The 24,400-nt window shown below is 56.7% G+C and carries 23 protein-coding genes; 14 read left to right on the forward strand and 9 right to left on the reverse strand.

Annotated elements, in window-relative coordinates; all coding sequences use genetic code 11:
• The 3 genes from BED41_RS01730 to BED41_RS01740 all read right to left on the reverse strand — a co-directional run bounded on the left by BED41_RS01730 (window position 1) and on the right by BED41_RS01740 (window position 2,037).
• Complete coding sequence (locus BED41_RS01730) at window positions 1-924, reverse strand: ABC transporter substrate-binding protein (protein ID WP_066742288.1); 924 nt, start codon at window positions 922-924, stop codon at window positions 1-3.
• A 26-nt stretch (window positions 925-950) separates the two neighbouring features.
• Entirely contained in the window at window positions 951-1,214 is a 264-nt protein-coding gene (locus tag BED41_RS01735) for a TM1266 family iron-only hydrogenase system putative regulator (RefSeq protein WP_066742290.1), read from the reverse strand.
• 163 nt (window positions 1,215-1,377) lie between these two features.
• A complete protein-coding gene (locus tag BED41_RS01740; RefSeq protein ID WP_066742292.1) occupies window positions 1,378-2,037 on the reverse strand; it encodes a lysophospholipid acyltransferase family protein in 660 nt (219 codons plus the stop codon).
• A 78-nt stretch (window positions 2,038-2,115) separates the two neighbouring features.
• On the opposite strand from BED41_RS01740, the gene BED41_RS01745 reads away from it, so the two are divergent.
• From BED41_RS01745 to BED41_RS01760, 4 genes are all read left to right on the forward strand, one after another.
• Complete coding sequence (locus tag BED41_RS01745; RefSeq protein WP_168160211.1) at window positions 2,116-2,736, forward strand: DUF502 domain-containing protein; 621 nt, start codon at window positions 2,116-2,118, stop codon at window positions 2,734-2,736.
• 116 nt (window positions 2,737-2,852) lie between these two features.
• Window positions 2,853-3,773: a phosphate butyryltransferase gene (locus tag BED41_RS01750; protein ID WP_066742294.1), complete on the forward strand. Its 921-nt coding sequence runs from the start codon at window positions 2,853-2,855 to the stop codon at window positions 3,771-3,773.
• Between the two features lie 166 nt (window positions 3,774-3,939).
• On the forward strand, window positions 3,940-4,707 hold the full coding sequence (locus BED41_RS01755) for an alpha/beta hydrolase (protein ID WP_066742296.1): 768 nt from the start codon (window positions 3,940-3,942) through the stop codon (window positions 4,705-4,707).
• Window positions 4,704-5,318, forward strand: a complete 615-nt coding sequence (locus BED41_RS01760; RefSeq protein WP_066742298.1) for a M23 family metallopeptidase — start codon at window positions 4,704-4,706, stop codon at window positions 5,316-5,318. The genes BED41_RS01755 and BED41_RS01760 overlap by 4 nt, the downstream gene beginning before the upstream one ends.
• A 144-nt stretch (window positions 5,319-5,462) precedes the next feature.
• Here the strand turns inward: BED41_RS01760 and pruA are convergent, their stop codons facing one another.
• The 5 genes from pruA to BED41_RS01785 all read right to left on the reverse strand — a co-directional run bounded on the left by pruA (window position 5,463) and on the right by BED41_RS01785 (window position 10,305).
• Window positions 5,463-7,094, reverse strand: coding sequence for an L-glutamate gamma-semialdehyde dehydrogenase (pruA, locus tag BED41_RS01765; RefSeq protein ID WP_066742301.1), 1,632 nt, complete (start codon window positions 7,092-7,094; stop codon window positions 5,463-5,465).
• 231 nt (window positions 7,095-7,325) lie between these two features.
• On the reverse strand, window positions 7,326-8,165 hold the full coding sequence (gene modD, locus BED41_RS01770; protein WP_066742303.1) for a ModD protein: 840 nt from the start codon (window positions 8,163-8,165) through the stop codon (window positions 7,326-7,328).
• Window positions 8,165-8,848 (reverse strand): molybdate ABC transporter permease subunit, encoded by a 684-nt coding sequence (locus BED41_RS01775; RefSeq protein WP_307755958.1) that lies wholly within the window; start codon window positions 8,846-8,848, stop codon window positions 8,165-8,167. The genes modD and BED41_RS01775 overlap by 1 nt, the downstream gene beginning before the upstream one ends.
• A gap of 9 nt (window positions 8,849-8,857) precedes the next feature.
• Window positions 8,858-9,586 carry a molybdate ABC transporter substrate-binding protein gene (modA, locus tag BED41_RS01780; protein ID WP_066742309.1) on the reverse strand — a complete coding sequence of 243 codons (729 nt, stop codon included), beginning with the start codon at window positions 9,584-9,586 and terminating at the stop codon, window positions 8,858-8,860.
• A complete protein-coding gene (locus BED41_RS01785; protein WP_066742319.1) occupies window positions 9,583-10,305 on the reverse strand; it encodes an ATP-binding cassette domain-containing protein in 723 nt (240 codons plus the stop codon). The genes modA and BED41_RS01785 overlap by 4 nt, the downstream gene beginning before the upstream one ends.
• Before the next feature lie 277 nt (window positions 10,306-10,582).
• Here BED41_RS01785 and aroD point away from each other — a divergent pair, with 277 nt between their 5' ends.
• From aroD to BED41_RS01835, 10 genes are all read left to right on the forward strand, one after another.
• Window positions 10,583-11,380: a type I 3-dehydroquinate dehydratase gene (gene aroD / locus BED41_RS01790; RefSeq protein ID WP_066742323.1), complete on the forward strand. Its 798-nt coding sequence runs from the start codon at window positions 10,583-10,585 to the stop codon at window positions 11,378-11,380.
• Window positions 11,381-11,384: 4 nt separating this feature from the next.
• Window positions 11,385-13,217 carry a thiamine pyrophosphate-binding protein gene (locus tag BED41_RS01795; RefSeq protein ID WP_066742326.1) on the forward strand — a complete coding sequence of 611 codons (1,833 nt, stop codon included), beginning with the start codon at window positions 11,385-11,387 and terminating at the stop codon, window positions 13,215-13,217.
• 368 nt (window positions 13,218-13,585) lie between these two features.
• Window positions 13,586-15,025, forward strand: coding sequence for an aldehyde dehydrogenase family protein (locus BED41_RS01800; protein ID WP_066742329.1), 1,440 nt, complete (start codon window positions 13,586-13,588; stop codon window positions 15,023-15,025).
• A 109-nt stretch (window positions 15,026-15,134) separates the two neighbouring features.
• A complete protein-coding gene (locus BED41_RS01805) occupies window positions 15,135-16,322 on the forward strand; it encodes a Gfo/Idh/MocA family protein (RefSeq protein WP_066742331.1) in 1,188 nt (395 codons plus the stop codon).
• A gap of 11 nt (window positions 16,323-16,333) precedes the next feature.
• Window positions 16,334-17,599, forward strand: a complete 1,266-nt coding sequence (locus BED41_RS01810; RefSeq protein ID WP_084002538.1) for a 2-dehydropantoate 2-reductase — start codon at window positions 16,334-16,336, stop codon at window positions 17,597-17,599.
• Window positions 17,600-17,929: 330 nt separating this feature from the next.
• Window positions 17,930-19,516 carry an acyl CoA:acetate/3-ketoacid CoA transferase gene (locus BED41_RS01815; protein ID WP_066742337.1) on the forward strand — a complete coding sequence of 529 codons (1,587 nt, stop codon included), beginning with the start codon at window positions 17,930-17,932 and terminating at the stop codon, window positions 19,514-19,516.
• A gap of 35 nt (window positions 19,517-19,551) precedes the next feature.
• Complete coding sequence (locus BED41_RS01820; RefSeq protein WP_066742340.1) at window positions 19,552-20,601, forward strand: TRAP transporter substrate-binding protein; 1,050 nt, start codon at window positions 19,552-19,554, stop codon at window positions 20,599-20,601.
• A gap of 73 nt (window positions 20,602-20,674) precedes the next feature.
• On the forward strand, window positions 20,675-21,199 hold the full coding sequence (locus tag BED41_RS01825) for a TRAP transporter small permease (RefSeq protein ID WP_168160212.1): 525 nt from the start codon (window positions 20,675-20,677) through the stop codon (window positions 21,197-21,199).
• Entirely contained in the window at window positions 21,193-22,464 is a 1,272-nt protein-coding gene (locus BED41_RS01830) for a TRAP transporter large permease (RefSeq protein WP_174544907.1), read from the forward strand. Before BED41_RS01825 ends, BED41_RS01830 begins: the two co-directional genes overlap by 7 nt.
• Before the next feature lie 35 nt (window positions 22,465-22,499).
• On the forward strand, window positions 22,500-22,964 hold the full coding sequence (locus BED41_RS01835; protein ID WP_066742348.1) for a MaoC/PaaZ C-terminal domain-containing protein: 465 nt from the start codon (window positions 22,500-22,502) through the stop codon (window positions 22,962-22,964).
• Window positions 22,965-23,015: 51 nt separating this feature from the next.
• Here the strand turns inward: BED41_RS01835 and BED41_RS01840 are convergent, their stop codons facing one another.
• Window positions 23,016-23,912, reverse strand: coding sequence for a LysR family transcriptional regulator (locus tag BED41_RS01840; protein WP_168160213.1), 897 nt, complete (start codon window positions 23,910-23,912; stop codon window positions 23,016-23,018).
• Window positions 23,913-24,400 lie beyond the last annotated feature (488 nt).

Here is a 24,400-nt window from a genome sequence, read left to right on the forward strand (position 1 = left end):
TTAGCGCACCAGCTTCCTGACGTCGTCGATTTTCTTGCGCTGGAGGCCGTTGTCTAGCATGAATTTCTGTGTGCGCACCAGCTCTTCGATATCTGCTTTGCGTATTTGCGGGTCGAAGTCGTACCAGGGGTACATCGCCTCAACGCCGGCCATCGGCAGCCCCGTCTCTTTTTGGGTCATCTCTTTCGCCGCCAGCGGGTTTTTCTTCATCCATTCGATGCTTTTTTTGTGTGTCTCCATAAAGGTCTCGACGGCCTTCGGGTATTCTCTGAGAAATTTTTCCGTCGTTGCGATCACGATGGTCGCGTCGACGAGCCCTTCGCCGTTTTTCAGCATTCTCGCGCCGGAGGCGAGGGTGTTATAGGCCGCCGGTCCCGCGAGCAGCGCCGCGTCGACGCTGCCCTTCGCGAGGGCGTTCGCGCCTGAGGGCAGGTCCATCTGTATGAACTGTACATCCTTGACCGTCATGCCCTCTTTTTCGAGGGCGGCGGCGAGCAGCTGGTGGAGTATCGTCCCCTTGGGGCCGGCCACTTTTTTGCCTTTGAGGTCGCGCACAGATTTTATCGCGGGGTCCTTCACGACGATCATGAAGGCTTTGGGTGCGCGGGAGTAGATGCCGACGATTTTTATGTCCAGCCCCTCGGAGGCGGCGAGCAGCGCCGAGGTGGCTCCGAGGCAGCTGGCGATGCCGATTTCGCCCGCCGCGAGCGCGGCGGTCTGCTTCGGCCCCTCCGTCAGTTCGGGGAAGGATAGCGCCACGCCGGGATAGGCCGTCTCAAAGCTTTTGTTATACTTAGCTACGATCGAGGGAACGTTGAGGGGGGCCTTCACATAGGTGATGGCGAGCTTCGCGGGATAGTCCGCCGCAAACGCCCCCGCGGCGAATATCAATACCGCAAGTAATGCCGTGACGATTTTTTTCATTTTATCTTCGCTCCTTTTAAATAAGATCATTTTTTAGACATGACGGCCTTAACGGTGACCGACTTTATCTTACCTAGCTTTCCCGTCAGCGCGCTGATCTGGTCCGGCACGCCGTCAAGGACCACGGAGATTACGCTGACTCCACGTTCCCTGTAGGGTATCCCGAGCCGCCCGACGATTAGGCTGCTGAAGTTGTGCAGCACCTCGTTCACTTCGCGCACGCTGCCCGGGTCTTCGACGATCACCGCCGCGACCCCGATTCTGTTTTCCTCTTTTCTTACCTCGTCCATTCAATCATCCCCGTAAATAAAAGAGCCTTTTCCATAGGGAAAAGACTCTTATCGACAATATCGCGCCGTCCTCTCCCCACCCGCGGAGCGACTCCCCGGGAACGGAAACCAACTCTATTAAAATGTTTTTAATTATTATATATCCAACCGCCGCGAATGCAAATTAATCCAGCGGATATTTTGCTTTGTCTTTGGCGTCCTCGGCCCGGTAAAACTCCTCGATCTTGTCTAGGATGTAGCGGCGTTTCTCCTTTTCCGTCAGCCCTTCGGGCAGCGCCGCGGGGTCGATGGGATCGCCGAATGTCACCGTCAGCTTGCGGGGACGGGGAAACTTCATCTGTGGGGAGAGTGCGCGGTAGGTCCCCGCCGCATATGTGGGGATCACCGGGGCGCCGGTCTTGAGCGACATGATCGCCACGCCGCCCTCAAGCGGCTGAAGCCGTCCGTTTTCGGTCCGGTGTCCCTCGGGGCAGATGAAGACGTTATATCCCTCCTCTATAAAGCCCATGACGAGGCGCAGCAGCGCGGCGGAGCTGTTTTTATTCTCCGGCGAGACGGGGACGGAGCCCATCGCGCGCAGAAATGCTCCCAGCGGAGGAAAGGAAAACAATTTTTCCCAGGCGATGAATTTGAGATATTCCGGATAGAAGGCATAGCCGACGACCGGAGGGTCGAGATAGCTCGCGTGGTTAGGCGCGACGATGACCGTGCGGTCCCGCGGAATTTTCTCCTTCCCGTATACCGACAACCTGTGGTAAAGTGTAAAATATGTGGACACAAGGAAAAGTGTTATATAGTAGATCCAGTTTCTTTGTGTTTTCATGCTGATACCCCCTGAACTCTTCTGATGATAGAATAGCGCATGGCGGGTGTAATTGACAAGTCTAGGAGCGGTGATTGTATGGATTCCGATAAAAAGAACAACGCGGCGGAAAAAGCGGAGCGGAGCAAGGTGAGCTTTCTCGGAAGGCTCGGGCGCGATTTTTTCCTTGGCTGTGTGGCGCTGCTGCCGCTTGCCCTCTTCATATTCATCTTCTATTATCTGCTGTACTTCTTCGAGTCGATCGGCTCGAAGATCTTCGGCATTACCCAGTCGCTTAGAACGACGGCGGCGATCAGCGTCTTTCTCGTCTTTCTGCTCGTATACATCGGCAGGAAACTGCGCCGCCGCGAAAGGTCGGTCCTCAGCCTATTGGAGCAGTTTGTCATTACAAAGATACCAGTGATCGGCGGCTGGTATACGACCTTCCGCGACATCATCCAGACATTCACGGCGCGCGGCGGTGAAAACAGCTATCTCGGGACTGCGAAGGTGCCGGTCGCCGGGGGCTATATCATCGGCTTCGTCTCGCGGCGCGAGGTACTTGAGGACGGTTCCGTACAGCTGACGATCTTCGTCCCTACCTCGCCGAATCCGACGACGGGGCTGGTATTCTTCTTCCCCGAAGAGAAGGTCGAATACCTTGACCTGACGCCCGAGCGGGCCTTTACGAAGATAATATCTCTTGGTGTAAAATCGTAAGTCAAATTGCGTTAATAGATTCTACAAACAAAAAATTTGAGTGTATAATGAGTCACATATCTTTGTAAGCTTTGGCCGCTCGCAGAGGGCCGTAAATTTAGGGAGGTTTTTTACAGATGGAACAGATTCGTAATCTCGATCAGCTTCTTGTCTACGCCAAGGAAGTCGGACCCAAAAAGATCAGCGTCGCCTGCGCCGAAGACGCCGAGGTAATGGAAGCCGTTGAGAACGCGCGCAAAGCCGGTATCGCGAATGCATTCCTCGTCGGCAACGCCGATAAGATCAAAGAGGTGACCGACAAGCTTGGAATTGATCTCGCCAACTATGAAATAGTGGACGAGAGAGGCGGCGAGGCGGCCGCGGCGCTCAAGGCCGTCGAACTCGTCTCCAGCGGCGAGGCCCAGATCGTTATGAAGGGTATGGTCGCCACCGCCAACTTCCTGCGCGGCGTGCTCAATAAGGAAAAGGGCCTCCGCAGCGGCAAGACGCTTTCACACGTTTATATTCATCAGATAAAGGGCTATGACCGCGTATTCTTCATCTCCGACCCCGCCTTCAACATGTATCCTGAACTCAAGGTGAAGGTCGATATCGTGAAGAACGTCGTCGAGCTCGCGCACGCTTTCGGCGTGGCCTGCCCGAAGGTCGCCGCCCTCGCCGCCGTCGAAGTGGTGAACCCCGATATGCCGCCGACGATCGACGCCGCCATCCTCACGCAGATGAACCGCCGCGGCCAGATCAAGGGCTGCCTGATCGACGGACCTCTCGCGCTCGACAACGCCGTATCTCCCGAATCGGCGCACCACAAGGGGATCAAATCAGATGTCGCCGGATACGCCGACATTCTCCATGTCCCGACAATCGAGTCCGGCAACATGCTCGCGAAGGCGATAGTCTACTTCTCAGAGAATAAGACCGCCGGCATCGTTCTCGGCGCGAAGGCCCCGATCGTCCTCACCAGCCGCGCCGACTCCGCCGAGGCGAAGCTCCTTTCGATCGCCTCAGCCTGCGCGCTCGCCGCACATCAGGGAAAATAAGAATTATACAGGCCATTTGCGCGCCATAACTTTGGGTTTGCCGCCCCTGCGCCGTGTTGGTACGCGGCTTAGCGCGGCAGACCCAAAGCTATTTATCGGCAGGCATGTTTGATATTTATTCCGATCATTCTGTCTCCAACGGAATGACCTGTATAATAAAGAGATAATGGCGGATAAATTCAAAAACGAGACAACTATCCTGCCGGGCAGCTTCGGTGCCCGGCAGGTCAAACTGAGCCGCCTCTATCCGGAGGCGGCAAACGGCGTGCATGTGCTGCTGCTTCACGGCGTCCACAGCAGCGCCAACCTCTCGCCGTATAATAAATTCCGTCACCTTGCCTGCATCCTGGCGGAGCGCGGCTTCACGCCCTGGCTCTGTGAGACGAGCCGGAGGGCCGCGAACCGCGAAGACTACTGCGACGATGTCGGCGGCTGGATAATGGAGGCATTTCGCGGGAAGAGCTTCCGAAACGAGCTTGACGACTGCGCGGCCGCGCTGCGCCATGTGGAGTCTCAATCTCCCCCTGAATTGTGGATATGGGGCTTTTCGCTTGGCGGCATAATCGCGCTGGCGCTTGCCTGCGGCGAAGGATACGCCGTCGGTAAGGTGATCCTCAGCGGTACTGGACTTGTTTCGATGCCCGAGGCGGAGCGTACGATGATGCCGCTGCCGATCCTCTCCACGCTGCGCGAGAGCGTCGATACCGAGATGCTCAACGATATCCGGGCGAGGGAGGCGGTGGCCTTCCGCGGCTCGAACGACGCCATCTTCTCTGACGCGGCCTGCCGCTCTCTTCTAGAGGCGATAAACATTCCCCGGGAAAACAAGAGATATTATGTGATAGAAGGAGCTGACCATTCTATGAAGATGCGCAACGGCAGGCATGATTCAAAGATCATGGATGAGATGCTCTCTCTGCTGACAGATCAATGAAACTTCCGTTTAAGGCGTTCGCCGCTGCCGGCACGCTGCTGTTCCTGCTCTCATTAGCCGTTCCCGCGCCGCTCTTCGCGGATGGGGTGGACTATCAGGAATTCCAGGAAGACCCGCTCGAGACGGCGATCAGAAAACTTGCCTCGCCGGGAGATATCGAATGGGATAAAGAGGAAATGATATCAGGCGGAGCGCCTGATTTTATAAAAGATATGAAATGGCCGCTGAAGTCCTGCACCTTCAGCCGCGGTTTCAGCCGCAAGAGACGCCGGCATACCGGCGTTGACCTCCTGGCCCCGAAGGGTACTCCCGTACTTGCCGTACTTGACGGCGTCGTTGAGGTCGTCTCCAACGGCGGGCCGGGATTCCGTGGATACGGCAAGGTCATCGTCATCAACCATAACGGCAAGCTTTGGACCCTCTATTCGCATAATTCATCCAACGACGTCAAGGTCGGCCAGCGGGTCAAACAGGGCGACGTGATCGCCAAAGTGGGGCGCACAGGCCGCGCGACGGCCAATCATCTCCATTTTGAGGTGCGCAACGCGAAGGGAACGCCGCTTGACCCCCTGAAATACCTGCCGAAAGAGGGAATGCCGGTAAAGCGCTGACAAAGCGCGGCCAGGCTATTTGGACAGAACACAATAAAACGACAAAAAAAAGAGCCGGCGTGGGCACGCCGGCTCTTTTATGCCGCCGCATTGCTCAGATGCGGCGTTATCCAGTTGGGAGAGCGGGATAAGCAGATTTAGCGGTTAATCCTCCTGCATGTAGGGGTACTTGAAATCATGCGGCGGCAGGAGGTTTTCCTTGATCGTCCTCGGCGAACACCAGCGGATCAGGTTCAGCTTGCTGCCGGCCTTGTCGTTGGTTCCCGAGGCTCTAGCGCCGCCGAAGGGCTGCAGCCCGATGCTGGCGGCGGTTGTCTTATCGTTGATATAGAAGTTCCCCGCCGCGTATCTGAGGACGTTTTCGGCTCTGTTGATCGCGTCGCGGTCGGTGGCGAATACCGCGCCCGTCAGCGCGTAGGGAGAGGTATTGTTGCAGATATCCAGCGTCTCCGCGAACTTATCGTCGTCATAGACATAGACGGTGAGGATGGGGCCGAATATCTCCTCCTCCATTGAGCGGAAATGCGGATCGGTTGTCTTGATTATCGTCGGCTGTACGAAATACCCGACGCTCTTATCGCCGGTGCCGCCGAAGAGTATCTCCGCCTTGGGCGAACCCTTCGCATATTCGATATACTCCATGCAGTTGTCAAAAGAGGCTTCGTCGATCACCGCGTTGACAAAATTCCGGAAATCGCGCGGGTCGCCCGTGCGCACCTGCGGCATCATTATGTCAAACTCGGCCTTAAGTTCATCCCAGCGGCTCGCGGGGATATAGGCGCGGGAGGTCGCGGAGCACTTCTGCCCCTGATACTCGAAAGCGCCCCTGACCATCGCTGTGGCGGCAGCCTTTATATCCGCAGACGCGTGAACGAAGACAAAATCTTTGCCGCCCGTCTCGCCGACGAGCCTCGGATATGAGCGGTAGAGGGAGAGATTCTCGGCGACGCCCTTCCAAAGGCCGTTGAAGACCTGTGTCGAGCCGGTGAAATGGATTCCGGCGAGGTCTTTGCTCTTGAGCACCACGCCGCTGCCCACCGAGCCGGGGCCGGGCATGAAGTTCAGCACGCCAGCTGGGACGCCGGCCTCCATGAATATCTTCATCAGATACCAGCTGGAAAGCAGCGAGGTCGTTGCCGGTTTCCAGACAACCGTGTTGCCTATCATGACGGGGGCCATCGGCAGATTCGCCGCGAGGGCCGTGAAATTGAAGGGCGAGATGGCGTAGACGAAGCCCTCGAGCGGGCGGTACTCAAGACGGTTGATGACGCCCTCCTCGGAGGCCGGCTGGTCGCCGTAGAGCTCGTTCATGCAGTGAACGCCGAAACGGAAATAGTCGATCGTTTCGCTCGCCGCCTCGATCTCCGCCTGCCAGACGCTCTTGCTCTGTCCCATCATCGTCGCGGCGTTCAGTATATAACGGTATTTCTTATCTATAAGTTCCGCTATCTTCAATACTATAGAGGCGCGCTCCGTCCACGGCATATTGCTCCAGCTCTCGTGGGCGGCGTTTGCCGCCGCGATCGCGCGCTCCATCTCTTCGGCTCCCGCCTTATGGTAAACGGCGAGCTTATGCCCGTGGTCGTGCGGCATCACGACGCTGCCGGTGTTTCCCGTGCGGACGAACTCGCCGTTTATGACGAGCGGTATCTCGGCGGTCTCGGATTCGATCTCTCTTATGGCCTCTTTGAGCAGCTCTCTTTCGGGACATCCGGGGGCATAACTCATCGAGGGTTCATTTTCTGGCCTTGCAAATGTAAAAAGTGCGTTGTTCATTGTGGTGCCTCCTGTTGAATATTAAATGCAACTATGTTGCAAAAATTATGATAGCATGCTGTAAGGAATAATTCAAGCTTTGGAAACCGAGCAAAAGGGAAATAATCGTTGTTTTTATTGAATAATAAAGAACAAAATAGGGGCGTTGCTGACACATTGCATAAAAACGCGGCCCTCAGCCATGCTTTTGCCGAGAGCCGCGGTTGGTATATATTGTCAGAAGGTTTTCTTTTATATCCGTGAAAATTTCATTTTGATATCTTCCGGCTTGCCGAAATAGACCCACGAGGTGACAAGGATATCGACGCCGGCCGCGGCGTATTCTCCGGCGTTGTCGGCGTTTATGCCGCCGGCGGCGGCGATGACCGCCTTCGGAAATGCAGACTTCGCCTCCTTGACAAAGGCCGAAAGGGCCTCCGGCGCGAAGCGTTCGCACTGTACCATGTCGGCGCCCGCGCGCAGATAGCTCATCGCCTCTTCGGGGCCGTCGGCCTCCGCCTCAATCTTCTTTTCGGGAAAGGCCTCCGCCATCCGGGGGATAAGCGCGGTAAAGTCGTCGGTGAATACCCGGTGCTGATCGAAGGCCAGGATGGAATCCGAGAGGCCGAGGCGGTGCAGGGAGGCTCCCCCCGCGAGCGCCGCTTTGAGCGAGAGCGCTTTGGCTCCGGGGAAGTGCTTTCTCGTCACGGCGACATGTATGCCGGGATTCTCCGCGCGCGCCGCCTCAAGCATCGCCGCCGTCCGTGTGGCGATGCCCGAGGAATACTCCATCACATTTTGGGCGAGTTTGTAGCAGGCATGAAGCCGTCCAGCCGTCCCGCGGACGATCAGGCAGCTTTCGCCGCCCTCCGCCCTTGTGCCTGAGGGAATCAAAATTTCGGCCTCTGCGCCGCACTTTTCAAATATCCTCGCCGCCTCTTCAACTCCGGCGAGGAGGCAGCCACGTTTGGGGAAGGCGGTAATCTGCCCCGGCACCTCCTCGATGCCCATCGAGAGGGTAGTGAGGTCCATATGCTGAAGGTCCTCATGGATCAGCTCTTCTATATAACCGTCGGATATGTAAAACATCATCAGCTCTCCTTTTGCAGTCTGTCCAGAACAAAGTATATCGCCATGCTGACCGAGGCAAGCAGCAGACAGAGGCTGGTCGCCTCGTCGAAATCTCCGCGTGAGACGCAGTTGAATATTTCCAGCGACAGCGTGTTGGTGCGCCCGGCGATGTTGCCGCCGAGCATCATTGTGATGCCCACCTCTCCCGAGGCGCGCGCCACGGCAAGCAGCAGCCCCGAAAAGATGCTTCTCCTCGCCAGCGGCATCGTGACGAGGAAGAAGGTCTTTACCGGGCCGCAGCCGAGGACGCGCGAAGCCTCCTCAAGCTTTATTATTCCCGGCTCCTGAAAGGCCGCCTGCGCGGGGCGGACGAAGAGCGGCAGCCCCGCGACGAAGGCGCTCAAGATCACCGCCCCCTGCGAGAAGACCAGCCGCAGCCCCAGGTAATGCTCGGCGGAGCCAAGCGGGCCGCCGCGCCCGAGCAGCAGAAGCAGCATATATCCAAGGGCGATCGGCGGGAAGACGAGCGGCAGCGTGATAAAGAAGGCCGCCGCCCTCGCGCATAGCGAGCGTGAACGGCTGAACCAAAGGGCCGCCGGCAGCCCCAGCGCGAGAAAAAGGAGCAGCGCCGTGCCGCAGCTGACAGCCGTCAGCCTGATCGAAAATATTAGCGTCGGGGAAAAGAATCCGCTGTTGATGTGGATATCCCCCTCTTACTGTACGCCGTGCCTTTTCATGATCGACTTCGCCCTGCCGCTGCCGAGGAATTTGAGGAAATCGGCTACGGAGGGGTCGTTTTCCGCTCCCTTTATGACGGCCGCCACCATCTCGATCGGCGGGTATCCCGAGGGTATCTCCAGCGAGCCGCCGATCTTTGCGCCGCCCGCGCGCACTACGACGCGGTTCACGAACCCCGCGTCCATCTCTCCCGACACGAGGTAGGAAAAGACCTGCGGCACGGTCGAGACCTGGGAGATCTTCGGCGCGATCTTTGCCCCCAGCCCCGTTGTCTCCAGGTACTTCGCGGCGGCGCGTCCGTAGATCGCCGCCTTCGGGTCCGGGTAGGCGACTGATTTTACATTGTCGCCCGTCAGGTCGTTCGGCGAAGAGAGCGTGAGCCCTTTGCGCCAGGCGAGGACGAGGACCGTCGAACCCAGAGGCTGCATTCTGACGATACCGGTCTTTGACTTCGCCGTTTTCAGCGTTCCTTTGTCACTGATCACGACGTTCACTCCGTTACCGGCGTCGATCTGCGCGAGCATCTGCCCGATATTGCCGCCATATACCTCCTGAAGCGGCCTGCCGCTCTCTTCTTTGTAGGCCGCCGCCAGCTCCTGCACCATCTTCATATAACCGGCCCCGGTGGTGACGGCAGGCGTCCCCGCGCCTGCCTCGGCGCAGAAAGCCAGCAGTACCAGCAGCGCGGCAAATAATTTTTTCATTGATTATCCATCCCTTCGTATTTTTGATCCTGATGGGAGACGGTGCGCCTCCACTTCTTTAACAGCTTCGAGGGGGAGCCGCAGCCCATGACCCGCCCCTCTTCGATGAGGATTACCCTCTGCGCGAGACGCGTTACCTCCTCTCTGCTGTGAGTTATATAAATTATCGGAATACCGAACAGCGGCGGTATCCGTTCGATATACCCCATGAGATTCTCCCTGAGCGCGTCGTCAAGCGAGGAGAGAGGCTCGTCCATGATGATAAAATTCTCCGCGGCGAGTATCGCGCGGGCGAGCGCCGCGCGCTGGCTCTCCCCGCCGGAGAGAGAGGCGGGGCTTCGCCGGAGCAGGTGGTCGATGCCGAAGACCTTTGCGATCTCGGCGACGTCGCCGCAGGGAGGCCTGCCTCCGGCGAAGCAGCCAAAGGAGAGGTTTTTGAAGACGTTCATGTGCGGAAAGAGCCGGTGCTCCTGAAACAGAAATCCGACGCCGCGTCTCTCGGGAGGGAGATTAACGCCCGCGTCGCCGTCAAAAAAGACCTTTTCATTAAAAGATATCCTCCCGCCGTCCGGTGTACAGAGTCCGGCGAGTATCTTCGCGAACGTACTCTTGCCGGCTCCCGAAGGTCCGAATACCGCAGTAATGCCCGGGACGTCAATATCAAGTACGATCTCAAGCGAAAACCTGTCCAGCCTTTTTGTGATATCGATATGAAGCATTACGAAGCTCCTTATAATGCAACGTGATTGCGTTGCATTATAGCAAAAATACGACGCAGGCACAATCCGGCCGCGGCGGTGTGCCTTTTTATGTTTATATAGGCGTTTCATAACGTGCCTTTGAAATACAGTTTTGTTATTCCACAGAATAGAAAAATAATCTGCTAAATGGTATCTTGACAATTCCGTAATATAGCGATAATGTATATATGTTTCCTTAGAACAGTTGTGGTTTCCACATAATGAAAAGTATAAGATAAAACAGGAGGGCTTTTTTATGAAGCAGGTAAGAAGATTACAGCCTAGGCATCCGATTCAGGCGAGAAACGGTCTCCTCGGCGGGGAGAAACCGATGGTCTGTATCCCCCTCGTAGGGAAGGATCATGACGGAATAGTCTCCGAGGCGAAGAATGTCCCCTCGATCGCTCCGGATATCATCGAGCTTAGAATTGACGCCTGGGATTTTATTGAAGATCAGGCGGCCTCGCTGGCGATGATAAAAGAGGTGCGCGCCATCGTCGGCGAAACTCCCATCATCCTTACCTGCCGCGGCGACTGGGAGGGCGGCTTCAAGAAGGTCAGCGACGAGGCCAAGTTCGGCGTCTACGAGGCCGCGGTGAAAGAGGCCCTTGTCGATTTCATCGACGTGGAGCTGATATACGGCGAAGACAAGATCAAAAAGGTCCTTGAGCTTCTGGACGGCACGAAGACCTCGCTGATCGTATCATTCCACGACTTTAAGAAGACCCCGAGCCGCGACGAGCTGGTTTCGATTCTCAAGCAGCAGATCGCCGCCGGCGCTCATGTGGCGAAGCTCGCGGCGATGCCGCAGAAGGAGGAGGACGTTCTCAACGTGCTCTCCGCCACCCTCGAGGTGCGCCGCCAGTTCCCCTGTATTCCCATCATCACTATGTCGATGGACCCCACGGGCGCAGTCACGCGCCTCGTCGGCGGACTCTTCGGCTCGGACCTCACCTTCGCGGTCGGTTCGCAGTCATCGGCCCCGGGACAGATTCCCGTTGCGGAGCTTCGTCAGTGCTTTAACGTAATCCATCCCACACATACGGAGGCATAATATAATGGCAAAAGATCTCGTATCCTTCCAGCTGGTCAAGTTTCTCGAATCACGCGGCGTGGAAAATATCTTCGGTCTCTGCGGCCACACGGTGATCGGTTTCCTTGACGCCCTCAAGGACAGCAATATCCGCTACATCTCGGTGCGCCATGAGCAGATCGCGGCGCACGCCGCCGACGGCTATGCCCGCGGCAAGGACTGCCGGGTTCCCGGCGTCCTCATGACGCATCTCGGCCCCGGACTTACGAACGCCACCACCGGTGTCGCTGAGGCTGGCCTCAACTCGATTCCGATGGTCGTCATCGCTGGCGACGTGCCCTCCTGCTACTTCGGCCGCCATCCCCATCAGGAGGTCAATATGCACGCCGACGCAAGCCAGTATGAGATATACCGTCCCTTTGTGAAGCGCGCCTGGCGCGTCAACCGCCCGGAGCTTCTTCCCGAGGTGATGGACAAGGCCTTCCGCCTCGCCGTCACCGGACGTCCCGGCCCGGTCCTCGTCTCGATTCCGATGGACATCTTCTCGATGGAGCTTGACACACGCTTCTTCGAACAGCGCATGAACAACTTCCCCGAGCTCCCGAAGCCCGGCCTCTCGGAGGCCGCCGCGGAGGAGATCGCGACGATGCTCGCGGAGGCCAAGACCCCGATCCTCTATCCCGGAGGCGGCGTTATCTCCTCCGGAGCCGCAAAGGCGCTCACCGAGCTTGCCGAGCATCTTGAGATCCCCGTGCTCTATACGCTTATGGGCAAGGGCTCGATCCCCGATGACAGCCCCCTCGCCGTCGGTATGACCGGCTTCTGGGGTACGGAGTTCAACAACACGACGGCGATGAAGGCCGACGTTATGATGGCGGTCGGCACGCGTCTCTCGGAGGCGGACTGCAGCTCATGGTATATGGGCGAGACCTTTGACGTGCCCCCGACGAAGCTGATCCACATAGACATCAACCAGGAGGAGATCGGGCGCAACTTCCCGACCGCCATCGGTGCGATCTGCGACGCGAAGGAGGCCCTTGAGGCGATCCTCGCGGCGGCTAAGAGGAAGTACCCCAACGGCGTGAAACGTCCCGAGATCGTCAAGGCGATCGCCGAGGCAAAGGCAGCCTATAAGGCGACGCTCGTCGAGGCCCAGAATTCCACGCAGTACCCGATGCGCCCCGAGCGTATCCTTAAAGACCTGCGCGAGGCGCTGCCGCGCGACGGCTATGTGGTGGCGGACGTAGGCTGGAACAAGAACGGCGTCGGGCAGCAGTTCGACATCTACGAGCCCGGCACCTTCGTCGCCCCCGGCGGCCTCTGCACGATGGGTTACGGCCCCTCGGCGGCTATCGGCGTGAAGGTGGCGAACCCCGACAAGAAGGTCGTCGCCCTCATCGGCGACGGCGGTATGGGCACCAACGTCTCGCCCTTCGCGACCGGCGCGATGGACGGCGTGGCGGTCGTCTGGGTCGTCATGAACAACTGCGCCTTCGGAACGATCGCGGGCCTTGAGCGCCAGCACTACGACCACCAGTTCGGCACGCTCTTTATGAGGGACGGGGAGCCTTACAGCCCCGACTTCGCGGCGATCGCCGAAGCCTACGGAATCAAAGGCTATAAGGTGACGAAGGCTGAGGAGTTCAAGCCGATGCTTGAGGAGGCCCTGGCCTCCAACAAACCCTGCGTCATCGACGTGCGTATGGAAAACGCCCCTGTTGTAACCTGGGGTTGCTGGAATATCAACGACATCTACCGCAAGCGCGGCGAGGAGAAGCCCTGGAGACAGTGGCAGTGGGAAGATACCACTCCCTGGTACATGGCGGAGCTTCGCGAACAGAAGACAAAGAAAAAGTAAGACCGGCGCGCCGCCGCCTCTGCCGGCAGAGACGGCGGACAGGGAAAAGTTAGGCGAAAAAGTGCCGGAGCGGATATCGTTCCGGCATCTTTTTACGAAAAAAAAGAGGCTCAGAGACGGTTTGGCGGAGGCGCTCTGCGCCGCCTGTCTTCCCGTGGATGATGGACGACGCATATATTTGCAGCAGAAGAGAAAACTTTTTGATTAAATTCCATATAATGGAAATAAATTCTAACAAATGGTACTTGACAAGGGGATAAAAGAGGTTTATCTTATACTTGTTTCCGATAAACAGTTTTAGTTTCCGTATAACAGAAATAGGATTAAAACATCTAAATTTATAAAAAATTTCAAGGAGATGTTATTCAATGGCAAAGCACGAAGTAACACCCGAGCAGCTGGCGCAGCTTGACGAAATATTCGCAAGGGCGAGGGCGGCGGAGAAGCAGATCGAGAACTACACCCAGGAGCAGGTAGACCGCATGGTCCGCTGCGTCGCCTGGGCGGCCGGCAATCCCAAAACCTTCCAGGAGATATGCTGGATGGGCGTTGACGAGGCGGGAGCTGGAGACAGGAACGGACGTTACGGCAAGCGCCACAAGATCCTTGGAGTGCTCCGCGACGCGCTGCGCCAGAAGAGCGTCGGCGCGATCGAGACGATCCCCGAAAAGGGCATCACCCGCTACGCGAAGCCCGCGGGCGTCATCACCTCGCTCATCCCGATGACCAATCCCGAACTTACCCCGATCGTCACCGCCATCTATGCCCTTAAGGCGCGCGACGTCGTCGTCTTCTCTCCTCATCCCCGCACGGTGAAGACCACCAATAAGGTAGTCCAGGTCATGCGCGACGCGCTCGCGTCCATCGGCGAGAATCCCGACTTTCTCCAGTGCGTCTCCGAGGTCAACATGGACCTCGTCGCCGAGACGATGAAGCGCTGCGACCTCATCATGGCCACCGGCGGCCCAGCGATGACCAAGGCGGCCCACAGCTCCGGCAAACCGGCCTACTGCTCCGGCGCGGGCAACGCGACGATGATCTACGATGAGACGGCGATCCCCGCCGAGGCGGCCCGCAACACCCGCATAAGCAAGACCTCGGACTTCGGTTCGGGCTGCTCGGCGGACGGCAACATCATCATCAGCGACGCCATTTACGACGAGACCGTTAAGGCTCTTATCGCCGAGGGCGGCTACCTCGCGACCGATGAAGAGCGCGCCCTGCTCAAAAAGGCGATGTGGGACGAAGAGGGACACCGCATCGTGGCCACTGTCGCCGTCTCACCGCAGGAGCTCTGCCGCAAGGCTGGCTTCGAGATCCCCGAGGACCGCAAGTTCGTGATGGTCAACAGCGAGGGTATCGGCAAGGAGTTCAAGTTCTCCGGCGAAAAGCTCACCACCCTTCTTACCATCTACAAATATGAGGGCGAGTTTGAGAACGCGCTCAAGATGATGGATGAGATATACAAGGTCGGCGGCCGCGGCCACTCCTGCGGCATCTACAGCTTTGACGAAGATCACATCCAGCGCCTCGCGCTCCGCGCCCCCGTCACCCGCGTAATGGTCCGCCAGCCTCAGTCAAAGGCCAACGCCGGCTCCGCCGAGAACGGCATGCCGATGACCTCCAGCATGGGCTGTGGCACCTGGGGCGGCAACCAGGTCTCCGAGAACATCGCGCTCAAGCATTACATGAACAGCACCTGGGTGGCGCGACCGATCATGAAGGATCAGCCCAGCGAGGACGTCCTCTTCGGCGAATTCTACGACGGCTCGGTCACGAGGGAACAGGGCGAAGTAATCAAGTTCTAAGGGATAATTTCGTGCCGGATATAGGATAATCAACAATAATAATGACGGTTTCCGTATGGGAGGCCGCCATTATTTTTATATAAGTCTTTACCAAACGGAGGTAGAAAAAATGTCTGAAAATAAAAAGGTCCGCGTAGGGCTCTGCGGAGCGGGTTTCGCGGGAAAGTTCCACGCCTATGGCATCAACCGCGCCTACGGGGTGGACGCGCAGGTGAGCGTACTCTGCGAGCCGAACCGGGAGCTCGCGGAGCAGGTTGCCGCGAAATACGGCATACCCCGCATCTGCGCGGATTATAAAGAGCTTCTAAACGACGCTTCCCTCAACGTCATCGACCTCTGCACGCCGACGAATATGCATCACGTGATGATCGAAGAGGCGCTGTCGGCTGGCAAGCACGTTATCTGCGAGAAGCCGCTGACAGGATATTTCGGCGAACCCGGCGATCCGCAGCTTGTCGGCGAGGTGGACAGGAAAAAGATGTACGAGGTCGTAGCCTCCCGCCTCGACCGGCTGCGCGAAGCGGTGAAAAAGAGCGGGCGGCTCTTCATGTACGCCGAAAACTGGATCTACGCGCCCGCGGTGACGAAGAGCGCCGAAATACTGCGCGCCTCGAAGGATAAGATCATGCTCATGAAGGCCGACGAGAGCCACAGCGGCGCGCATACGCGGCTCGCCGACGAATGGAAGAACTCCGGAGGGGGCGCGCTGATCCGCCAGGGGTGCCATCCACTCTCGGCGGTGCTCTTCCTCAAACGTACGGAGGCGGCGGCGCGCGGCGAGGCCTATTCCGTGCGCGACGTCTACGGCGACGTGGGGACGGCGCTCAGTAATCTGCCGGAGTCCGAGCGCGGCGCGATCGTGGCCCGCCCCAAAGACGTGGAGGACACGGGCATGATGCAGCTGACCTTCGGCGACGGCACGAAGGCGACGGTATTCGCCTCCGACGCGATCCCCGGCGGCATCCGTAACACCGTAGAGGTCAACACGACGGGCGGCAACATGTACTGCAACATCTGCCAGAACAACTCTCTTGTCTCCTACGCCGCGAACGACGAGACGCTGAAGGATGTCTATGTCACCGGCAACGTAGAGACGAAGAGGGGATATCAGTACGTCATGCTTGAAGAGGAGTGGTTCCGGGGCCAGATCCAGGAGTTCCAGGATTTCATGGAATGCGTCGCCTTTGACCGTGAGCCGCTTTCAAACATAGATATCGCCTGTGAAACGGCGCAGCTGATGTATGCCGCCTATCTTTCGGCGGCTGAGGGGCGGAAGCTTCCGTTCCACGGGCTCTAACGGTGCGCGGGATGCGGACGGTAATTCTTGGCGCGGGCTCGTTAGGCAGCGCCATCGGCGGCGCGCTCTCGCTCGCCGGCAACAACGTCACCCTCGTCGCGCGCAGCCGTGCGCATGTCGAGGCCGTCAACAGATCGGGGCTGAAGATGATAGCCGACGGCATTGAACGCACGGCGCGTCCCATCGCCGTCACCGAGGCGCTGGGGCTTCCCCCGGCGGAGCTGCTTATCGTGCTGGTGAAATCTTTTGCCACTAAGTCGGCGATAGAGGGAGCACGCTCGCTCATTGGCGAGCGAACGGCGGTGCTGACGCTGCAGAACGGCCTCGGCAACGAGGAGCTAATCGCGGAGATGGTCGGCGCGGAAAAGGTCGTCAGCGGCAAGAGTTATCTTGGCGGCGTGCTCCTCTCTCCGGGAGTCGTCAAAGCGGGGATCAGCGCGAAAGAGACGGTAATAGGCGAGCTCGACGGCTCTGTCACGGAGAGGATCCGTGCGATCGCGGAGCTGTTTAACGCCGCCGGCATGAGGACGACGGTCAGCGAAAATATCAGGGGCCTCATCTGGGACAAGCTGCTGCTGAATTCGGCGACGGGCGCGGTGTCGGCCATAAGCGGCCTCTGCTACGGCGAGCTCTACAAATTGCCGGAGATGGAAAGGTCCGGATGCGCGGCGGTACGCGAAGGAATCGAGGCGGCGCGGAAGCTTGGGATCAAGCTCTCGTGCGAAGACCCGAAGAAAATATGGGAGAAGGCCAGGCGTGGCCTCGCCTACGACTTCAAGACCTCGATGCTGCAAAGCGTGGAGAGCGGACGGCCCACGGAGATAGATTTCATAAACGGGGCGCTGGCGCGCGCCGCGGAGGAGGCCGGCCTCACCGCGCCGGTAAACAGAACGCTCACGGCCTGTGTGAAGGGTATCGAGGCGGCAAACAAGCTAAAGGCGGAGGCTGCGAAGAGGGCAGTCGAACTGGACCATGCCGCGCTTTATGTGGGCGACATTGACGGCTGTGTAGAATTTTTTGAAAGGACATTTAAAATGTCCGTCGTTGACGATCGCAGAGATGACGCGCTGCGTCAGGCTTGGCTTGACGGAGGAATTCAACTGATAGAAAAGCCCTGCTGCGGCGGCGGGAAGCTGGCCCATATAGCGGTAGCCTGCGCCGATGTCAAAGAGAGGCTAGCCGCCGCCTTAGCCTGTGGTGCTGAACCCTTTCCCGGCAAAGAAAATTGGTTCACGGCGCCCGGCGAAATCGTGATAGAGCTGACGGAGGCGAACTGAACACATCCGGCGGCCTTGTCCCGCGTTCACGGGAGGGCGTTGATAAAAGACCGTGTCGCTGAAAAAAGAGAGGGGATTGTCCCCTCTCTTTTTTAGTATGACATGAATAATCCTGAAATTCTATAACGCCGGGCATCCATTGCCGCCTCCTTAACAGGCATGTCATTCCGTTTCGCGATAACTTCTATCGTTAAGCGAAATTGCAATCTTTATTTTCTTATCTATAATAAAACTATCAAATTTTTGTAGGAATTTTACAGATAAACAAGAGGATGGAAACGGCAATATTTCATTCCGCTGTTGGCGTATTGCCTGAAGGAGTGTGCAGAGATGAACAAATATCGCAGACATGGAGGCCCCGTTCCTGTACTTTCGGCTAGGGAGGCCGTAATGATGATAGAGGACGGGGCGGTGGTGGCGATCGTAGGAGCGGGCGGCGGCATCACCGAACCGACAAAGCTGATAGACGGTCTCGCCGAGCGTTTTCGTGAAACGGGCGAGCCGAAAAACCTGACTTTTTGGCACGCCACAGGCCTCGGCGACCGCGGCGACAGGGGCATGTCGCCGCTTGCGCAGCCGGGACTGGTGAAGCGCGCCATCGGAGGCCACTGGGGACAGTCTCCGCGTCTCGCGGAGATGGCCGAACGCAACGAGATCGAGGCATACTGTCTGCCGCAGGGAACGATGAGCCAGCTCTTGCGCACGGCGGCCGCGGGACAGCCCGGACTGCTTACCCATTCCGGCCTCAACACCTATATCGACCCGCGTCAGACGGGCGGCAGGCTCAACGCCCGTACCACGGAGGAGCTTATAGAACTCGTCGAGATGGACGGGCGGGAGTGGCTTTATTACCGGGCACCGAAGATAGACGTCGCGGTGATCAGGGGGACCACGGCGGATACCGACGGATACATCAGCATGGAGAGCGAGATTGCGTGGCTTGATTCGCTGCCGATGGCACAGGCAGCGCACAATAACGGCGGCATCGTCATCGCGCAGGTGAAGAACCTTGTCAAAGCGGGGACGATCCACCCGCGCGACGTGAAGATACCCGGCTATCTGGTGGACGCCGTGGTGGTTGATCCCGGCCAGTGCCAGCTCTATAACGCGCCGGAAAACCGCTTTCTCTGCGGCGATTATATCGCGGAAGAGGGCAAGTGCGAGTCGCTGCTGCTTAACGAACGCAAGGTCATAGCTAGGCGCGCGCTGATGGAAATAAGGGACGGCGACGTCGGCAACCTCGGAGTAGGGATATCGGACGGCATTGGCAGCGTCGCGCGCGAAGAGGGGCTCGGCGGCAATTTCACGCTGACGATCGAGACCGGTCCGATCGGCGGGGTGACGGCGCAGGGGATATTCTTTGGCGCCAGCGTAAATTCAAAGGCGCTTGCGGATATGCCGGCGCAGTTTGATTTTTACGGCGGCGGCGGTCTCGACGTCTGTTTCCTCAGCTTTGCCGAGGTAGATCCCGTCGGCAATGTCAACGTCAGCCGCTTCAACGGCAAGATCCAGGGAGTCGGAGGCTTCATCGACATATCTTCGCGCAGCAGGAAGATAATTTTCAGCGGCACGCTGACCGCAGGAGGGCTGAAGACTGCGGTCGGAGAGGGGCGGATCCGGATTGTGAGCGAGGGGCGTTTTAAAAAATTCCTTATGAAGACGGAGGAGATATCGTTCAGCGCCTCCGAGGCGCTGCGCAACGGACAGGAGGTCCTTTACCTAACCGAAAGGGCAGTCTTCCGCCTCACGAGCTCCGGCGTCATGCTCATCGAGGTCGCTCCCGGCATCGATATCGAACATGACGTCGTGGCGCACATGGGATTCCGCCCGCTGATCGCGGAAGAGGTCAAAATCATGGATTCGCGTCTGTTTGCCGAGGGGCGAATGGATATCAGGGAAGAATGGCTTAAATCGTAAGAACGATAAAAAATACTAAACAGGAGGACTTGAAGATGAAAAAATTTATGGTGGCAGCGGTACTTATTTTTGCGGCGATGTTGCTGAGTTTTGGAGCGCAGGCTGAGGCGGCGAAGCCAAAGGTGATGAAGGTCGGACTTGTGACGGCGCGCGACACGGCACAGGCCAAAGCGCTCGAACTCTTTATCAAAGAGGTGGAACAGAAGAGCGGCGGCGCGATCAAGGGCGAACTCTTCGCCGACGCGCAGCTCGGCGGCACGCGCGAAATGATAGAGGCACTCCAAAGCAACATTATTCAGGGCTATGTCGGCGGCGCGGCGGACTTGGCGCCCTTTGTTCCCAGCTTCAACGCACTTGAGCTGCACCTTATGGTGCCGCACGGCAGCTACAAAGATTACGAAGCTGCCGACAAAATATTCACGAGCGCGCCAGCGATGGAAATGCTCAAGGATCTCGAAAGGTCCAACATGAAGGGGTTGGCCTACTGGGAGAGCGGCTATAAACATATCACCAATAACAAAGGGCCGATTACGAAGCAGTCTCAGCTCAAGGGGCTGAAGGTGCGCAGCATAGAGAATCCCGGGCAGGTCGAGGCGCTCAAAATGCTCGGCGCGCTGCCGGTAATCGTTCCCTTCCCAGAGGTATTCACATCGCTGCAGCAAGGGCTTATCGACTCGCAGGAGAACCTTATCGGCAACATCATCAAATCCAACTTTTATCAGGCTCAGAAATATCTAACCCTCTCCGGCAACCTCTACCTGCGCGCGCCGCTTATAGTAAACAAGGGATTCTTCGATTCCTGTACTCCAGAGCAGCAGAAGATACTGACAGAGGCCGCGAAAAACGGGATTAAAAACATGAGGAGGCTGCTGATCGAAGAGGACACGCAGGGGCTGGCGTTCCTTAAGAGTAAGGGCATCGTCATCACTGAGGCGATGGAACCCAAAGAGGTTGTAAATATGCGTAACGAGCTTCGTCCGATGCAGGTCAAATATATCGAAAAATATGATCCGAAGAATGGTAAGGAGTTTATCAAAGTCATAGACGCGGCCTGGGCTGAATGGGAAAAGAAAAACGTTAAATAATACGACGACGGCAAGAGGGCGAAGCCGGAAGCTCCGCCCTCTTCCGCAAAAATTTTTACAGGAGTGAAAAATAGTGAAAGCTGCATTTCTAAAACTTATGGAAATTATAAACCGCGCAGTGATGATTTTCCTCGTATTCTTGTTGGCGCTGGCCTTTGTAATGCTCTTTACGCAGATATTTTCGCGGTACGTTCTGAAAATTCCCTTTCTAATGGGGGATGAAATAAGCCGCTATTCAACGGTGTGGATAGTATTCCTGGGTACGGCGCTCGCGGCGCGCGGCAACAAAATGATAAAAATGGAGGTCATCTATTCGATGCTTCCGTTCGCGGATAAGAACAGGGCTCTGTTTGAATGGTTCTGCCATATCATTACGATAATTTTCTTTTTCTTCGTCCTCACGTACGGACTGAATATGATGAAAATAAACAGTATGCAGGTGACGCCGATACTCGGCATAAAGATGGCGATACCCTACGCGGCGTTGCCCGTCGGTTCGTTTTTGATCATTGCGAATACGATTGCTTCGCTCTGCACGCTTAACTCCGGAAAGGAGATAGACCCGCTGGAAAAGATTGAGAGGGAATCGTCATGCTGATAATGTTCGGAACGCTTTTCATCTGCCTGCTGCTAACCGCCCCGATGGCCGTCTCGATCGGCCTTTCAGCGCTGACGATGATCTGGGCGAACGAAACGCCGACGATCGTGCTCGCGCAGCGGATGTTCTCTGCGGTTGACTCGGCGCCGCTGCTCGCGATACCTTTCTTTGTCCTCGCCGGTTCGCTCATGAAGGGCGGCGGTATCTCGCAGCGTCTTGTTAAATTCGCCGACGCCTGCGTGGGCGGCATCACGGGAGGGCTGTCGATCGTCGCTATCCTCGCCTCTATGTTCTTTGCCGCGATCTCGGGCTCCGGACCTGCCACGACGGCGGCGATCGGCTCCATTATGATACCGGCGATGCTGGCTAAAGGCTATAACATAAAGTTCGTCGCGGCGACGGAGGCTACTGCGGGGCAGCTGGGGGTCATCATCCCTCCCTCGATCCCCTTCGTGATATTCGGCCTCGCCACCGGCGTTTCCATAGGCGACCTTTTTATGGCGGGGGTTATGCCTGGGATACTGATCGGATGCAGCCTCATCCTCGTCGCCTATTGCGTGGCGAAGACGAACGGCTACAAGCCGGACAGGCCGCTGCCGTGGCGCGAGCGCTGGGAGGCCTTCAAGGAAAGCGTCTGGGCGCTATTTATGCCGGTCCTCATTCTGGGAGGTATCTATAAAGGCATATTCACGCCGACTGAATCGGCCGTGGTCGCCTCGGCTTACGCCCTCTTTGTCGGAGCCTTCGTCTATAAAGAGCTTAAACTGAAAGATCTCTTCCCGATATTCGCCGAGACGATCGTGCTGGTCTCCAAAATAATGATAATCATCTCGGCGGCAGGTATCTTCGCCTATATCCTTACGATCTACCGTATTCCACATCTTGTTGGCAACTGGTTCATCAGCATCACCGACAGCAAAATAATCTTCCTGCTTATTGTAAACTTGTTGCTTCTAATCGTCGGAATGTTTTTTGATACGACACCTGCCATCGTCGTACTTGCCCCGATACTAATGCCGGTGGCGACGAGCCTGGGCATCGCACCGCTCCATATGGGAGTGATCATAGTCTGCAACCTCGCGATCGGGTTCATCACGCCTCCGTTCGGAGTAAACCTCTTCGTTGCGAGCCAGCTGACGGGACTCCGCGTCGAGCAGATGGGACGCTACCTTTTGACGTACATAGGAGTGCTTGTTGTCGATATCCTGATGATATCCTATATCCCGGCCATCAGTTTATGGCTGCCTAGCCTCCTAATGAGATAATGTTTCACAAAACATAAACAAGGGAGAGAAATGATATGACAGACCGCCCGCGCGGAAAATTTTACGAAGAGCTGGAGATCGGTGACGAATTCACCACTCCGGCGCGCACGATAACGGAGAGCGACATTGTGATGTACGCCGCGCTCACCGGAGACTGCAATCCCGTCCACACCGATGAGGAGTTTTGCCGGGAGCATAACATCTATGGCAGGAGGATTGGCCACGGCCTGCTTGGCCTCGCCTATCTTGACGGGCTGATATTCCGCCTCGGTCTTTTCGACGGCACCGGACTTGCCTCGCTCTCGTGGAAATGGGATTTCAAGGGACCGATATTCATCGGCGACACGCTGCACGGAGTTACAAAGATTACGATGAAGCGCGAGACGAAGAAGCCGGGAAGAGCAATAATCAACGAACACGTTACGCTCGTGAACCAGAGGGGCGAGACGATCGGCGAAGGGGATCACCTGAATATGATCCGCATGAGGCTGGCTGAATAACGGCAGAAAACGGATGTGCGCGGGGAGATTTAAAAACTCCCCGCAACATATCTATTTGCAGAAGCCGCAGATAAAATTTATGAAATTTTTTACGAGCGGCTGCGAAAGATTGCCCTGAGCCACAGCGATGCCGAATATCCGCGGGATTGGCGGCGCCAGCTTCAGCGTCCTGTAACCGATCGCGGAATAATTTTTCGCCGCCTTTTCGGAGCACATGCTGAGGCCGAAGCCGGCCGCTACCATCCCCATATTGGTGAGCAGGCTCGTACCGTGGGTCTTGAGCAGGGTTATCCCATCATCCCCTCCGGTATTGTTCAGCGAATTCATCACACAGCCCAGAACTGTGGTATAAAGCGAGCCGATCTCGGAAAATATGAACGTCTCGCCGCGCAGCATCTCCAGCGATATTTCTCCGCGTTCGGCATATTTGTGATCCGGTGGGGCGATAAGCACCATCTCGTCGGTATAAAGGTGAAAGAACTTCACATCGCCGCAGACGTCGGGGGCGCAGCAAAAGGCACAGGTGATCTCGTTGTTCTTCAGCATGTCGACGAGCACAGTCCCCTCCGCCTCGTAGAAATCCAGAGATATATTGGGAAACCTCTTGGCAAATTCCGAAAGCCGCGGGAAAAAATCATAGCGCTCCGTCCCGGGAAAGACGCCGAACTTGATAACGCCGCGGTCGGGAGCCGTGAACATCTTCATGTGCTCGCGCGAGGTCGCCTCTTTATCGCAGATCTCGCTGGCGAAGGGTAGGAACTCTTCCCCGGCACGCGTAAGCGTGATAAGCCGCGCGCCGCGTTCAAAGAGTTTTGTCCCCAGTTCCGCCTCAAGTTTGCTTATCTGTGTGGAGAGAGACGACTGCGAAATATTTATCTCCTCGGCGGCTCGCGTAAAACTCTGATATTTCGCCACCGCCATCATATATCGAAGCTGATGCAGTTCCAATGGATATCCTCCTTCCGCCGTCCTGTCATGAAATGTTATGAAAACATATAAGACGTATATCATTATACAGAAAGCCACGCCAAATTGTCTCACGCTCCATTGTCACGTCAGGCCAGTTGTTGATAAAGATACAAAGCCAATCCTGATGTCTGGTGAGAATTGCTGGCATTAACGCGTCCGTAGTGCCCTCTGTTTAGTTATTCATAGAACAGTTTCTCTTTTGCCGCGTATTCGACTCGGAGGGCTGAATCCGCGGACGGGTGTGGTCTTCACCGTATAAAAAATATATTTATTGATAGATTTTATCAAACGATAAATTCGGTATTTTTGTAAAAAGAGCTTTTTCCGGCGAATTTTAGCCTCTTATGATTAATAAAATATAACGATAAATGAACTCCAAAGCGGAGAAAAAGCGTCGTATTTAGTCATTATTGAAATTTTTCAGAACTATATATTTACATTTTACGTAAATGTAAATATATTAAGCG

Source organism: Cloacibacillus porcorum, from assembly GCF_001701045.1.
Taxonomy (GTDB): domain Bacteria; phylum Synergistota; class Synergistia; order Synergistales; family Synergistaceae; genus Cloacibacillus; species Cloacibacillus porcorum.